Origin of the sequence: Escherichia sp. E.sYA108 (genome assembly GCF_011754335.1) — a bacterium.
GTDB classification, from domain to species: domain Bacteria; phylum Pseudomonadota; class Gammaproteobacteria; order Enterobacterales; family Enterobacteriaceae; genus Escherichia; species Escherichia coli.
The window spans coordinates 1,587,118-1,602,116 of the sequence record NZ_JAAQVZ010000001.1 but is presented as its reverse complement, the minus strand read 5'-3'; the positions used below and the strand labels follow the sequence as shown (position 1 = coordinate 1,602,116).

Below are 14,999 nucleotides of genomic sequence, written 5' to 3'. Positions count from 1 at the left end.
TTAGCGGTCCACATCTGACATAACAAAATCGATACTGCCCAGATAAACAATCAGGTCAGACACCAGGCTGCCGCGGATCGCCGCCGGAATTTGCTGCAAATGCGCATAACTCGGCGTACGGATACGGGTGCGATAACTCATGGTGCTGCCGTCGCTGGTCAGGTAGTAACTGTTGATCCCCTTGGTCGCCTCAACCATCTGGAAGGATTCATTGGCAGGCATCACCGGACCCCACGACACTTGCAGGAAGTGGGTGATCAGGGTTTCGATATGTTGCAGCGTGCGCTCTTTCGGCGGCGGCGTGGTCAGCGGGTGATCCGCTTTGAACGGGCCTTCCGGCATGTTGTTGAGGCACTGCTCAAGAATACGCAGACTCTGGCGCAACTCTTCTACTTTCAGCATTACGCGGGTGTAGCAGTCAGAAACACCACCGCCCACCGGAATTTCGAAGTCGAAGTTTTCATAGCCAGAATAAGGACGCGCCTTACGCACGTCGAAGTCGATCCCGGTGGCACGCAGGCCCGCGCCGGTGGTGCCCCACTCCAGCGCCTCTTTCGCGCCGTAAGCGGCAACGCCCTGGGAACGACCTTTCAGAATGGTGTTTTGCAGCGCCGCTTTCTCGTAAGACGCCAGACGTTTCGGCATCCAGTCGAGGAACTCACGCAGCAGGCGATCCCAGCCGCGCGGCAGGTCGTGCGCTACGCCGCCAATACGGAACCACGCCGGGTGCATACGAAAACCAGTGATTGCTTCCACCAGATCGTAAATTTTCTGACGATCGGTAAAGGCGAAGAACACTGGCGTCATCGCGCCGACGTCCTGAATAAAGGTGGAGATATACAGCAGGTGACTGTTGATGCGGAACAGTTCGGAGAGCATTACGCGAATGACGTTAACGCGATCCGGCACGGTGATCCCAGCCAGTTTCTCTACCGCCAGCACATAAGGCATTTCGTTAACGCAGCCGCCGAGGTATTCGATACGGTCGGTATACGGAATGTAGCTGTGCCAGGACTGGCGTTCGCCCATTTTCTCTGCGCCACGGTGGTGGTAACCGATGTCTGGTACGCAGTCGACAATCTCTTCGCCATCAAGCTGCAAAACGATACGGAAAGCACCGTGCGCAGACGGGTGGTTCGGACCGAGGTTGAGGAACATGAAGTCCTCATTTTCGGTGCCGCGCTTCATCCCCCACTCTTCCGGTTTGAAGGTCAGGGCTTCCATCTCCAGATCCTGTTTGGCTTTGGTCAGCTCAAACGGCGAGAATTCGGTAGCGCGCGCCGGGTAATCTTTACGCAGCGGGTGACCTTTCCAGGTTTGCGGCATCATGATGCGGCGCAGGTTCGGGTGACCGTCGAATGTAATGCCAAATAGATCCCAGGTTTCACGCTCATACCAGTTAGCGTTCGGGAATAATTTGGTAAAGGTCGGTACGTGCAGGTCGTTTTCTGCCAGCGCCACCTTCAGCATGATGTCGCGGTTACGATCGATAGAAATCAGATGGTAGAAAACGGAAAAATCCGCGGCAGGTAACCCTTCGCGGTGTGTGCGCAGACGTTCGTCCATGCCGTGTAAGTCAAACAGCATGACGTAAGGTTTCGGCAGTTTCTTTAAGAAATCGCCCACTTCCAGTAATTGTTCACGCTTGATCCACACAACGGGAACCCCGGTGCGAGTCGCCTGAACAGTAAAGGCATCCGGCCCAAAACGGTTGCGCAGTTCGCCAATCACCGGATCATCAAGATGATCGCGGGTCTGCCAGGCGGGTTCTTGCGCGGTTAAGTCGGTCATATTGTTCACCATTGCAAATGGTCCGTGGTGACTGTCGGCGCAGTAAGCTTCGCGAAATAGATTTAGGAATAAGCGAAGAAAATTCCCTTTGCCGACAGGCGCAAATTAAATCTCGTCAGGTGTACGCAGGTTGGTTACGGCAATGCGTTCACCGCGCTTGCGTTCGCGCTCTGATTGCATATTGGCGCGATAAACGCCCTGATCGCCAACCACCCAGGAGAGCGGACGACGTTCTTTACCGATAGATTCCTGCAACAGCATCAGTGCCTGCATGTACGCTTCAGGACGCGGCGGGCAGCCCGGGATATACACATCAACCGGGATGAATTTATCGACGCCCTGCACAACGGAATAAATATCGTACATACCGCCGGAGTTGGCACAGGCACCCATTGAGATAACCCATTTGGGTTCCAGCATCTGGTCATACAGACGCTGAATAACCGGTGCCATTTTGGTAAAGCAGGTTCCTGCAACCACCATCAGGTCAGCCTGACGCGGCGAAGCACGCAATACTTCAGCGCCAAAACGCGCCACGTCATGCACCGCGGTAAACGAAGTCACCATCTCAACGTAACAGCAGGAAAGACCGAAGTTATACGGCCAAATTGAGTTTTTACGACCCCAGTTAACCATGTCATTGAGCTTGCCCATAAACACGTTTTTGTTAACTTCTTGCTCCAGAGGGTCGGTTACGATCTCCTGCTTTTGCAGGGGGTAACGGTCGTTCTCACCGTTGGGATCTATGCGGGTGAGCGTATAATCCATCTTAATGCCTCGCGGTTAGCGTTGACGATTAGCGATACTGTTCGTTTCCGGGTTCATACGCTCGCGGCGTGAACGCGCGGGCGTCCAGTCCAGCGCGCCAATACGCACCAGATAAACCAGACCTGCCAGTAACACAAAAATAAAAATTGCAGCTTCCACAAAGCCTACCCAGCCGCTTTCGCGGATAGAGGTTGACCATGCGAACAGATACAGCGCTTCAACGTCGAAGATAACGAAGAACATGGCCACCAGATAAAACTTGGCGGACAGGCGTAAGCGGGCGGAGCCGACCGAGTCGATACCGGATTCAAACGGAACGTTTTTTGACCTCGCGCGTGCGCGACCGCCTAAAAACCAACCGCCTACCAGCATCAGGCAACACAGGCCAATGGCAACGATAAGAAAGATAGCGAATGCCCAGTGATGAGCGATGACTTCAGTGGATGTTGACATACTCATTGCTTACTCATCAAAAGTAGCGCCTGATTCTCTGCTCTTTACGGCAGATGGACGCCACATCGATTCATGGGGAGGAATAAAAAAAACCTTACAATAACTGCAGAAACTATTTTATACAGCTAATTGATGTGGTCTTTTACTCCTTTCTATAACCTTTTGTCAACTTTAACAAAGGTTTCTTCACACTGATTTACACAATGACAACAACATTTGCATTTGGCGCCCTTTCTCCCCAGATCATTGACGACTCCAGGAAAATTAGATGTTGTTGAATCGTGTCCGTTGTGAAGCAATGGAAAAAATACGGGTCTATTTTGACAGGAATTTGTGTCGATTCCTCCCCCCAAAAGAGAGTATTTTCTTGATCTGTGACACGCTTTTGTCATTCTATAACAAAAATGCAGCAACAAATTCACGTATTTTTTAACATTATTGTAGCAGGAGATTTTTTTCAGGTGATTATTTGTGCGTACGGGGCGTGAATCTCTGGTGATTGAAAAATGAACAGTTTTGTACGTTCTGCACGATACGAGGAAAGCTTTTTACTAAAAAAAAGCCGCTGGGGTTTAAAATAAACCCAGCGGTTCGTTTTTACACTATTGTCTCAGGAATTATCTATCGTCCGTCGATTACTCGATATCCCTTTCAATCAACAATGAGTCATCTCCTTCCGGAGCAGACATTGGGCTGTATTGCCACGGATTATGGTAGCTCTCCATCGCCTGATAGATCACCTGGGCCAGCTCATTATTACTGGACGGGTCATAGCACAGCAAATATTCGGTATCAGGTAGCGGCGGTAAGCCATCTACTCCACTCAGCACACGCAGTTCCGGACTCATCATCTCGACCGGCCTTGCCGTCACGCCAAGACCGGCTTTCACTGCCGCACGAACGGCCGGAAGCGTCGAGGCGACATAAGCCAGTCGCCAGGGAATATCTGCTTTATTAAGCGTCGCCAGCACCATATCGCGAAACGGACTTGGATCATCCAGCAACACAAGAGGGATCGGCTCACCTTTTTGCAATACGTATTCCGCTGCGCAGTACCAGTGTGTTGGCGAGGTACGCAGGTTCAATGCCTTAAAGGTAGAAGGACGATGGGTGGTTACCATCAAATCCACTTCCTGGGATTCCAGCATTTCTGCCATGTAGGCATTACGTTTAACGCGGACATCCAGCGCTAGTTTCGGATAAACCGAACTCACGCGATTTAACAGGAAAGGTAAGATCGTATCGGCAGATTCATCTGAAGCACCGATAGTTAACACGCCCTGAAGATTACTGAACATTAATGATGAGCAGGCCTCATCATTAAAACGCAGGATTTTCCTGGCGTAACCAAGAAGTTGAATGCCATGTTCAGTTAACAGTTTGTTGCGACCGTGACGAGCGAACAGTTCTTTCCCAACGAGTTGTTCCAGACGCTGCATTTGCTGACTTACGGCGGACTGAGTACGACACACAGCGGCAGCTGCGGCAGCAAAAGTGTTCAGATCGGCAACAGCAACAAATGTTCTCAGCAGATCGAGGTCGAGGTTAATTATCGGACGATTTGCACTTATCATATATTATCACTTACTGGCGGCTCATACTGAGCTGGTTAATGCTGTGCACACACAAACAAGCAATTCCATTTGTAATGTGCCTCCCTGGCAGTTTCATCCGGAACCCGGACGAAAGTAAAAATGCATATGAGTTGCACTAAAAAAGTGACTCACATTGTTCCGTTATAATGCCTGAAGTAGATCACAGAATATATCTTCAGGGATCGCATATCTATTAAGTTACTCACTCTTTTCTATTTATGACATGCGCGTGTTTGTATAAATGTAAATGTGAGTCCTTGTTCCACTCTCGTACAGCATCGCTGGTCATACGCGAACACGTACAAACAGCAATGGTGAGGCGGCATCAAGAGCAGGGATCCGTCATTTATGCAAGCATTTTACCCCAAAAACCTTTTATTTATAAGGGTCATTGCGAATTATCTGATGCAAAGTTATGTTATGTTAGGCAAAGTAATCTTCTATTATTAATAAGCACAACAAAACCTTTTTGAATATTAAATAATAATTAATTAGCATCATCCCCATTCATTAATTCCGCTTAACAATAGTTTCACGCCTTGCCCCCATTGTGACACCTCGGAAATCATCACGCTGTTAAACTCTCCGTAATGCGGAAATATCATCATCGCGATTCAGTAGTGAATTCTTAAACGAGGCATTTTCACACAATTATCTTACAGATAAAAAAACCACACTTACAATTAAGAATCAGAACAATTCACTACATAACATTACTTATTAAGCATATGCGCCTCATTATTTTGCCATTATTAAGTTATTAACAGCACAATCGAGCCTTCCCCTCTGGCAAAATCTTATTCTGCAGACCTTCAAAACACCGTCCTGGGGGAGTACATTGTTCTAAGCTGACTTCCACGGCAGGGAGTGGCGATAACAGCAAAAAAGGTCAAGATTCATGTCCCCCATTGAAAAATCCAGCAAATTAGAGAATGTCTGTTATGACATCCGTGGTCCGGTGCTGAAAGAAGCAAAACGCCTGGAAGAAGAAGGTAACAAGGTACTGAAACTGAACATCGGCAACCCTGCCCCGTTCGGTTTTGACGCGCCAGATGAAATTCTCGTTGACGTGATACGCAACCTGCCTACCGCTCAAGGGTATTGCGATTCCAAAGGTCTTTACTCCGCGCGTAAAGCCATCATGCAGCACTACCAGGCTCGTGGCATGCGTGATGTTACCGTGGAAGATATTTACATCGGCAATGGTGTATCGGAGCTTATCGTTCAGGCAATGCAGGCATTGCTGAACAGCGGGGACGAAATGTTGGTTCCTGCACCTGATTACCCACTATGGACCGCAGCGGTTTCGCTCTCCAGCGGTAAAGCGGTGCATTATCTTTGCGATGAATCCTCTGACTGGTTCCCGGACCTCGATGATATTCGCGCTAAAATTACGCCTCGTACGCGTGGGATCGTTATTATCAACCCAAATAACCCAACCGGCGCGGTATATTCCAAAGAGCTTTTAATGGAGATTGTGGAGATTGCACGTCAGCATAATCTCATTATCTTCGCCGATGAAATTTATGACAAAATTCTCTACGACGACGCTGAGCATCACTCCATTGCGCCGCTGGCACCTGACCTGCTGACCATTACCTTTAACGGACTGTCGAAAACGTACCGCGTTGCAGGCTTCCGTCAGGGGTGGATGGTGTTGAACGGGCCGAAAAAACACGCCAAAGGTTACATCGAAGGTCTGGAAATGCTGGCTTCAATGCGCCTGTGTGCTAACGTTCCTGCGCAACACGCCATTCAGACCGCACTGGGTGGTTATCAGAGCATCAGTGAATTTATTACCCCTGGCGGTCGTCTTTATGAGCAGCGTAACCGCGCGTGGGAATTGATCAACGATATTCCGGGCGTTTCCTGCGTGAAACCTCGTGGTGCGCTGTATATGTTCCCGAAAATCGACGCCAAACGCTTTAACATTCACGACGATCAGAAAATGGTGCTGGATTTCCTGTTGCAGGAAAAAGTCTTGTTGGTGCAAGGGACGGCATTCAACTGGCCGTGGCCGGATCACTTCCGCATTGTCACGCTACCGCGTGTCGATGATATCGAGCTGTCTTTGAGCAAGTTCGCGCGTTTCCTTTCTGGTTATCATCAGCTGTAATCTTAATTTCACTGCCGGAGATTGCATCCGGCAGTGTTATCCCGCCACAATGACCTGATGATGTCATCATACGTAAGGTCACTATGAAACAGAGCCATTTTTTTGCCCATCTCTCCCGCCTGAAACTCATTAACCGCTGGCCGCTAATGCGCAACGTGCGGACGGAAAATGTGTCCGAACACAGTTTGCAGGTAGCGATGGTCGCCCATGCGCTGGCAGCTATCAAAAATCGTAAATTTGGCGGTAATGTCAACGCCGAACGTATCGCTTTACTGGCGATGTACCACGATGCTTCAGAAGTGCTCACCGGAGATCTCCCTACTCCGGTGAAATACTTCAATTCGCAAATCGCTCAGGAATACAAGGCTATTGAAAAAATCGCTCAGCAAAAACTGGTCGATATGGTTCCGGAAGAGCTGCAGGATATCTTTGCGCCGTTAATTGACGAGCATGCATATAGCGATGAAGAAAAATCGCTGGTGAAACAGGCAGATGCACTGTGTGCATATCTGAAATGCCTGGAAGAACTTGCGGCCGGAAATAATGAATTCTTGCTGGCAAAAACGCGACTGGAAGCGACGCTTGAAGCGCGCCGCAGCCAGGAGATGGACTACTTCATGGAAGTATTTGTTCCCAGCTTCCATCTTTCGCTCGATGAGATTAGCCAGGATTCACCGCTGTAAGCAGTCGGAGTCTGCGTCGCATCAGGCAATAAGCACCGGATGCGACATCAGGCTCTTGTCAAAACGGAAACAGCATCGGGATCATCACCACACAAACCGCCATCACGATAATGGTGAACGGTACCCCCAACTTAACAAAGTCACTGAAGCTGTAATTCCCCGGACCTAAAACCAGTGTGTTAACAGGTGAAGATATCGGTGTCATAAAGGCGGCGGATGCTGCCATCGCCACGACCATCGCAAATGGATAAGGCGACACCCCCATCGTTTTGGCAGCAGCCAGCGCAATCGGAGCCATCAACACCGCCGTCGCGGTATTAGAAATAAATAGCCCAATAACCGCCGACAAGACAAACAAACAACCCAGCATCATATGTGGCCCGTAACCGCCGCCAATGTCCATCAGCCCTTTCACCGCCAGCGCGACACCTCCCGTTTTCTGTAATGCCACAGCAAATGGCATCATCCCAACGATCAAAATAATGCTCGGCCAGTGAATGGATTTATAGGCGCTTTCAGCATCTATACAGCGGAATTTCCCCATCAGCAGGCAGGCGATAATAGCGGCAACAGGATTAGGAATTTCATCGGTCAGCATTAACGCCACCATTAGCACCAGACAGAAAATCGCATGGGGTGCCTGGCTGTGCGCGGGCGATGCTTCACTCACCTCTTCCGGTAAGTTCAGCGCTACGAAGTCGCGGCCCTGTTTGGCCAGCATACCGATCAGTTTCCAGTTACCCACAACCAGGATGATATCGCCCAGCAGCAGAGGCTCATCCGCCAGCGAACCTTCCAGCGCCACGCCATTGCGCTTTAGCCCCACTACATTCAATCCGTAGCGGGTACGAAAACCAATTTCGCGCACCGATTTACCAATAAGTTCTGACTCAGGAATTAATGAAATCTCTGCCATGCCCACATCAAGAGCCTGGTCAGAAAAATACTCGCCGCGCAGTACCATCGGCTCCAGCAATTGCTCACTACAAAATTGCCGGAGATCGACATCAGCCGCAGACATATCAATAAGCAAAACGTCACGCGCGCGAAATTCAGAAACCCCATTAACGTTCACGATAACGCGACGAAAACGCCGCCAGCGTTCAACACCGATGACGTTAGCACCATAACGTTCACGTAATTTGAGATCGTCCAGTCGTTGACCAATCATTGGCGATCCGGGGCGAATAGCCAGACGTCGCGCACGCCCGGTCAGTCGATATTCACGGATAAGATCGCGAAAGGTTCGGCGCGTCCAGCCTTCGCGCTGCGGGGTCTGGGTATCCCCTTTCAGCATGAAACGCATCACTAACATATACAAAATACCCAGCACCAGCACGACCAGGCCAATAGGTGTTACGCTAAAGAAACTAAAACCATGATAGCCTTCACGCAGCAATTCACTGTTGACTACCAGGTTCGGCGGCGTCGCCACCAGCGTCATCATGCCGCTTATCAGCCCGGCAAAACTTAACGGCATCATCAGGCGCGACGGCGACGTTTGCATACGCATGGCAACGCTTAACACCACGGGAATAAAGATAGCGACAACGCCGGTTGAACTCATAAACGCGCCAAGCCCCGCGACGGTCAGCATCAACAAAACCAACATTTTGATTTCACTGTTGCCCGCCACTTTGACCAGCCATGTCCCCATTACAGTGGCAACACCGGTACGGACCAAACCATCGCCAATAATAAACAAGGCGGCAATCAGGACAACGTTAGGATCGGAAAAGCCGGAAAATACTTCGGGGACCGTCAGCGTTCCGCTTAATGCAAACGCGACAATAACAAACAAAGCGACCGCATCCATACGCACTCTGCCCGTCGCAAACAAGACGATGGCAACGGCCAGTAATGAAAGAACCCAAATCAATTCACCGTTCACAACTTATCCTTGTTAATTGAGGGGGATAACTTGATTCTGCCATAAAAAAGCCCCGACGAGACGGGGCTAAATCATGATCAGGTGTTTCACTGAATAATAACATCGCCATTTGGCTGTTTGGTCACAGTAATTTGCTCCAGACTGTGGAGGACTAAATCGACTTCATTCAGGCGCGGGGTATCTGCCGGGGCATTAACCGCAATAACATGGCAACCCGCCGCCAGACCTGAAAGCACGCCAGCGGGAGCATCTTCCACCACAACACACTCCTGCGGCGCAAGGCCCAGCAGCTGCGCGCCTAACAGATACGCATCAGGTTCTGGTTTTCCGCGCTTCACCCGCTCAGCGGTTACAAACACCTCTGGCGCGGGAAGCCCCGCTATTTTATGACGCGCTCGCGCTACCGGCATGGAGCCAGAAGTCACAATAGCCCACGGAATACCTGCTTTATTCAAATGATTGAGTAAGGCGATTGCCCCCGGAAGCGCGGTAATACCTTCGGTTTCCGTGGCCTCGATGTGCTCCAGACGCGTAAACTCGGCGGCAATGTCTGCCTCGGATTTGCCCGCCATAAAATGGCGCAGAGAGGTGATCGCCTGTTTACCGTGAATGAAAGCCAGCACCTCTTCCGGCGATAACCCATGACGTCTGGCCCAGTTGCTCCACGCCCGTTCTACCGCAGGCAGGGAATCCACCAGCGTTCCATCAAGATCAAACAGAAAACCTTTGCACCGCACGCGGGCCTCCTCAGGCGTTAATAATTTGATTAATTTCGTTGGCGCTCAAATGGTACTGGCGCGGGCAGGCATGCCAGACATTAAGCATGCGCTGATATTTTTCCCACATTGGCGTCTGGGCGTTAAAACCGTGAGTTCCAGCGTCAAAATGGGTATAGCGCCCTTCCACATTAACCATAAAGCGGACATAACCGAGGTAACGTGCTTCAGTGGCAGCGTCAAAGCCGAGGAAGGTGACACGACGTTCATCGATGGATTGCTGGTCCTGCAAATTAGACCAGGAAACATGCAACGCATGATACATCTCCATAATGTCGATGATAGTGCGGCAGGTTTCTTCTTTCAGCTCGCCAAACTCGCGATCCAGTTCACGCATCTGTAATCCATAACCACGCTCAATGATTGTTTGCAGGCGACGGTAACGTTCAGCATTTGCCGGATCGAGCATAGTCATCATCTTGTACTGGTTAGACAAAATAAGACGTTGCGCGTTGGTCATTTCCATTATTGACTCCTGTATCACTCTACTACGGTGAAAAAAAGAAGGCTGAGTATGCCTTCTTTTATATGCGTAATCAGGGGTCAATTACAAATCATCAAGGAAAGTTTTATCCAGTTGTTTGAAGGCACGCTTAAGCGTGTCAGCTAATGCCTGGTAATCAGGCTTGCCTTCAACGGGTGCCAACACCTGTCCAGACTCCTGCAATTTACCGCGAACTTCATAAAACCAGTTGAGGATTGCAGGAGGTAATGGCGTTACAGAACGCTTGCCCAGCCACCACAATCCCTGCATGGGTAAACTTAAGGCGAACAGCGCAGTGGCAACTGCCGGCCCAAGCTGACCGCCCAGGGCAATCTGCCAGCAGAGAGTAAATACGGCGATCGGCGGCATAAAACGGATCGCATAACGCGTCATCTTGATAACGCGATTTTCGACAAAGACTGGGGCAAGGCGTTTTTCCAGCGGCCACGTCTTTGAGTAATGCTGTCCCCGGCAAAACAAGCTAAAAAAATTAACAGAACGATTATCCGGCGTTGACATGCTTCACCTCAACTTCACATATAAAGATTCAAAAATTTGTGCAAATTCACAACTCAGCGGGACAACGTTCAAAACATTTTGTCTTCCATACCCACTATCAGGTATCCTTTAGCAGCCTGAAGGCCTAAGTAGTACATATTCATTGAGTCGTCAAATTCATATACATTATGCCATTGGCTGAAAATTACGCAAAATGGCATAGACTCAAGATATTTCTTCCATCATGCAAAAAAAATTTGCAGTGCATGATGTTAATCATAAATGTCGGTGTCATCATGCGCTACGCTCTATGGCTCCCTGACGTTTTTTTAGCCACGTATCAATTATAGGTACTTCCATGTCGAGTAAGTTAGTACTGGTTCTGAACTGCGGTAGTTCTTCACTGAAATTTGCCATCATCGATGCAGTAAATGGTGAAGAGTACCTTTCTGGTTTAGCCGAATGTTTCCACCTGCCCGAAGCACGTATCAAATGGAAAATGGACGGCAATAAACAGGAAGCGGCTTTAGGTGCAGGCGCCGCTCACAGCGAAGCGCTCAACTTTATCGTTAATACTATTCTGGCACAAAAACCAGAACTGTCTGCGCAGCTGACTGCTATCGGTCACCGTATCGTACACGGCGGCGAAAAGTATACCAGCTCCGTAGTGATCGATGAGTCTGTTATTCAGGGTATCAAAGATGCAGCTTCTTTTGCACCGCTGCACAACCCGGCTCACCTGATCGGTATCGAAGAAGCTCTGAAATCTTTCCCACAGCTGAAAGACAAAAACGTTGCTGTATTTGACACCGCGTTCCACCAGACTATGCCGGAAGAGTCTTACCTCTACGCCCTGCCGTACAACCTGTACAAAGAGCACGGCATCCGTCGTTACGGCGCGCACGGCACCAGCCACTTCTATGTAACCCAGGAAGCGGCAAAAATGCTGAACAAACCGGTAGAAGAACTGAACATCATCACCTGCCACCTGGGCAACGGTGGTTCCGTTTCTGCTATCCGCAACGGTAAATGCGTTGACACCTCTATGGGCCTGACCCCGCTGGAAGGTCTGGTCATGGGTACCCGTTCTGGTGATATCGATCCGGCGATCATCTTCCACCTGCACGACACCCTGGGCATGAGCGTTGACGCAATCAACAAACTGCTAACCAAAGAGTCTGGCCTGCTGGGTCTGACCGAAGTGACCAGCGACTGCCGCTATGTTGAAGACAACTACGCGACGAAAGAAGACGCGAAGCGCGCAATGGACGTTTACTGCCACCGCCTGGCCAAATACATCGGTGCCTACACTGCGCTGATGGATGGTCGTCTGGACGCTGTTGTATTCACCGGTGGTATCGGTGAAAATGCCGCGATGGTTCGTGAACTGTCTCTGGGCAAACTGGGCGTGCTGGGCTTTGAAGTTGATCATGAACGCAACCTGGCTGCACGTTTCGGCAAATCTGGTTTCATCAACAAAGAAGGTACCCGTCCTGCGGTGGTTATCCCAACCAACGAAGAACTGGTTATCGCGCAAGACGCGAGCCGCCTGACTGCCTGATTTCACACCGCCAGCTCAGCTGGCGGTGCTGTTTTGTAACCCGCCAAATCGGCGGTAACGAAAGAGGATAAACCGTGTCCCGTATTATTATGCTGATCCCTACCGGAACCAGCGTCGGTCTGACCAGCGTCAGCCTTGGCGTGATCCGTGCAATGGAACGCAAAGGCGTTCGTCTGAGCGTTTTCAAACCTATCGCTCAGCCGCGTACCGGTGGCGATGCGCCCGATCAGACTACGACTATCGTGCGTGCGAACTCTTCCACCACGACGGCCGCTGAACCGCTGAAAATGAGCTACGTTGAAGGTCTGCTTTCCAGCAATCAGAAAGATGTGCTGATGGAAGAGATCATCGCGAACTACCACGCTAACACCAAAGACGCTGAAGTCGTTCTGGTGGAAGGTCTGGTCCCGACACGTAAGCACCAGTTTGCCCAGTCTCTGAACTACGAAATCGCCAAAACGCTGAACGCAGAAATCGTCTTCGTTATGTCTCAGGGCACTGATACTCCGGAACAGTTGAAAGAGCGTATCGAACTGACTCGCAACAGCTTCGGCGGTGCAAAAAACACCAATATTACCGGCGTTATCGTTAACAAACTGAACGCTCCGGTTGATGAGCAGGGTCGTACCCGTCCGGATCTGTCCGAGATTTTTGACGACTCCACCAAAGCAAAAGTGAACAACGTTGATCCGGCGAAGCTGCAAGAATCCAGCCCGCTGCCGGTTCTCGGCGCTGTGCCGTGGAGCTTTGACCTGATCGCGACTCGTGCGATCGATATGGCTCGCCACCTGAATGCGACCATCATCAACGAAGGCGACATCAATACTCGCCGCGTTAAATCCGTCACTTTCTGCGCACGCAGCATTCCGCACATGCTGGAGCACTTCCGTGCCGGTTCTCTGCTGGTGACTTCCGCAGACCGCCCTGACGTGCTGGTTGCCGCTTGCCTGGCTGCCATGAACGGCGTAGAAATCGGTGCCCTGCTGCTGACTGGCGGCTACGAAATGGACGCGCGCATTTCTAAACTGTGCGAACGTGCTTTCGCTACTGGCCTGCCGGTATTTATGGTGAACACCAACACCTGGCAGACTTCTCTTAGCCTGCAGAGCTTCAACCTGGAAGTTCCGGTTGACGATCATGAGCGTATCGAAAAAGTTCAGGAATACGTGGCTAACTACATCAACGCTGACTGGATCGATTCTCTGACTGCCACTTCTGAGCGCAGCCGTCGTCTGTCTCCGCCAGCGTTCCGTTATCAGCTGACTGAACTTGCGCGCAAAGCGGGCAAACGTATCGTTCTGCCGGAAGGTGACGAACCGCGTACCGTTAAAGCAGCCGCTATCTGTGCTGAACGTGGTATCGCAACTTGCGTACTGCTGGGTAATCCGGCAGAGATCAACCGTGTTGCAGCCTCTCAGGGTGTAGAACTGGGTGCAGGCATTGAAATCGTTGATCCAGAAGTGGTTCGCGAAAACTATGTTGGTCGTCTGGTCGAACTGCGTAAGAACAAAGGCATGACCGAAACCGTTGCCCGCGAACAGCTGGAAGACAACGTGGTTCTCGGTACGCTGATGCTGGAACAAGATGAAGTTGATGGTCTGGTTTCCGGTGCTGTTCACACCACCGCAAACACCATCCGTCCGCCGCTGCAGCTGATCAAAACTGCACCGGGCAGCTCCCTGGTATCTTCCGTGTTCTTCATGCTGTTGCCGGAACAGGTTTACGTTTACGGTGACTGTGCGATCAACCCGGATCCGACCGCAGAACAGCTGGCAGAAATCGCGATTCAGTCCGCTGATTCCGCTGCGGCCTTCGGTATCGAACCGCGCGTTGCTATGCTCTCCTACTCCACCGGTACTTCTGGTGCTGGTAGCGACGTAGAAAAAGTTCGCGAAGCAACTCGTCTGGCGCAGGAAAAACGTCCTGATCTGATGATCGACGGTCCGCTGCAGTACGACGCTGCGGTAATGGCTGACGTTGCGAAATCCAAAGCACCGAACTCTCCGGTTGCAGGTCGCGCTACCGTGTTCATCTTCCCGGATCTGAACACCGGTAACACCACCTACAAAGCGGTACAGCGTTCTGCTGACCTGATCTCTATCGGACCGATGCTGCAGGGTATGCGCAAGCCGGTTAACGACCTGTCCCGTGGCGCACTGGTTGATGATATCGTCTACACCATCGCGCTGACTGCGATTCAGTCTGCACAGCAGCAGTAATCTCGTCATCATCCGCAGCTTTGCGCTGCGGATATCTGAACCGGAAATAGTCACTATTTCCGGTTTTTTATTCTCTTAATTTGCATTAATCCTTTCTGATTATCTTGCTTAACTGCGCTGCATCAATGAATTGCGCCATCTCACTTTGCATACTTACCACTTTG

12 protein-coding genes are annotated in these 14,999 nt (G+C 50.6%); 4 read left to right on the top strand and 8 right to left on the bottom strand.

Annotation, left to right across the window (positions count from 1 at the left end):
• From nuoC to lrhA, 4 genes are all read right to left on the bottom strand, one after another.
• Entirely contained in the window at window positions 1–1,803 is a 1,803-nt protein-coding gene (nuoC, locus tag HBM92_RS07590; RefSeq protein WP_000247881.1) for an NADH-quinone oxidoreductase subunit C/D, read from the bottom strand.
• Between the two features lie 93 nt (window positions 1,804–1,896).
• Window positions 1,897–2,559 carry an NADH-quinone oxidoreductase subunit NuoB gene (gene nuoB, locus HBM92_RS07585; RefSeq protein ID WP_000386733.1) on the bottom strand — a complete coding sequence of 221 codons (663 nt, stop codon included), beginning with the start codon at window positions 2,557–2,559 and terminating at the stop codon, window positions 1,897–1,899.
• A 15-nt stretch (window positions 2,560–2,574) separates the two neighbouring features.
• Complete coding sequence (gene nuoA, locus HBM92_RS07580; RefSeq protein WP_000062997.1) at window positions 2,575–3,018, bottom strand: NADH-quinone oxidoreductase subunit NuoA; 444 nt, start codon at window positions 3,016–3,018, stop codon at window positions 2,575–2,577.
• Window positions 3,019–3,647: 629 nt separating this feature from the next.
• The gene (gene lrhA / locus HBM92_RS07575; RefSeq protein WP_000622292.1) at window positions 3,648–4,586 is read right to left on the bottom strand and encodes a transcriptional regulator LrhA; all 939 of its coding nucleotides are present in this window, start codon (window positions 4,584–4,586) and stop codon (window positions 3,648–3,650) included.
• A 919-nt stretch (window positions 4,587–5,505) separates the two neighbouring features.
• On the opposite strand from lrhA, the gene alaA reads away from it, so the two are divergent.
• Both alaA and yfbR read left to right on the top strand, forming a co-directional pair.
• Complete coding sequence (gene alaA, locus HBM92_RS07570; protein ID WP_000074527.1) at window positions 5,506–6,723, top strand: alanine transaminase AlaA; 1,218 nt, start codon at window positions 5,506–5,508, stop codon at window positions 6,721–6,723.
• An 83-nt stretch (window positions 6,724–6,806) separates the two neighbouring features.
• Complete coding sequence (gene yfbR / locus HBM92_RS07565; protein ID WP_000813854.1) at window positions 6,807–7,406, top strand: 5'-deoxynucleotidase; 600 nt, start codon at window positions 6,807–6,809, stop codon at window positions 7,404–7,406.
• Between the two features lie 58 nt (window positions 7,407–7,464).
• Here the strand turns inward: yfbR and HBM92_RS07560 are convergent, their stop codons facing one another.
• The 4 genes from HBM92_RS07560 to yfbV form a co-directional block, all read right to left on the bottom strand.
• Entirely contained in the window at window positions 7,465–9,297 is a 1,833-nt protein-coding gene (locus tag HBM92_RS07560; protein ID WP_001012895.1) for an SLC13 family permease, read from the bottom strand.
• Between the two features lie 86 nt (window positions 9,298–9,383).
• Window positions 9,384–10,034: a hexitol phosphatase HxpA gene (gene hxpA, locus HBM92_RS07555; RefSeq protein WP_001203415.1), complete on the bottom strand. Its 651-nt coding sequence runs from the start codon at window positions 10,032–10,034 to the stop codon at window positions 9,384–9,386.
• Between the two features lie 10 nt (window positions 10,035–10,044).
• Window positions 10,045–10,539, bottom strand: a complete 495-nt coding sequence (locus tag HBM92_RS07550) for a YfbU family protein (protein WP_000426124.1) — start codon at window positions 10,537–10,539, stop codon at window positions 10,045–10,047.
• A gap of 81 nt (window positions 10,540–10,620) precedes the next feature.
• Complete coding sequence (gene yfbV / locus HBM92_RS07545) at window positions 10,621–11,076, bottom strand: terminus macrodomain insulation protein YfbV (RefSeq protein WP_000106615.1); 456 nt, start codon at window positions 11,074–11,076, stop codon at window positions 10,621–10,623.
• Between the two features lie 337 nt (window positions 11,077–11,413).
• Here yfbV and ackA point away from each other — a divergent pair, with 337 nt between their 5' ends.
• Both ackA and pta read left to right on the top strand, forming a co-directional pair.
• Window positions 11,414–12,616: an acetate kinase gene (gene ackA, locus HBM92_RS07540; protein WP_000095707.1), complete on the top strand. Its 1,203-nt coding sequence runs from the start codon at window positions 11,414–11,416 to the stop codon at window positions 12,614–12,616.
• A gap of 74 nt (window positions 12,617–12,690) precedes the next feature.
• The gene (gene pta, locus HBM92_RS07535) at window positions 12,691–14,835 is read left to right on the top strand and encodes a phosphate acetyltransferase (RefSeq protein WP_000086709.1); all 2,145 of its coding nucleotides are present in this window, start codon (window positions 12,691–12,693) and stop codon (window positions 14,833–14,835) included.
• Window positions 14,836–14,999 lie beyond the last annotated feature (164 nt).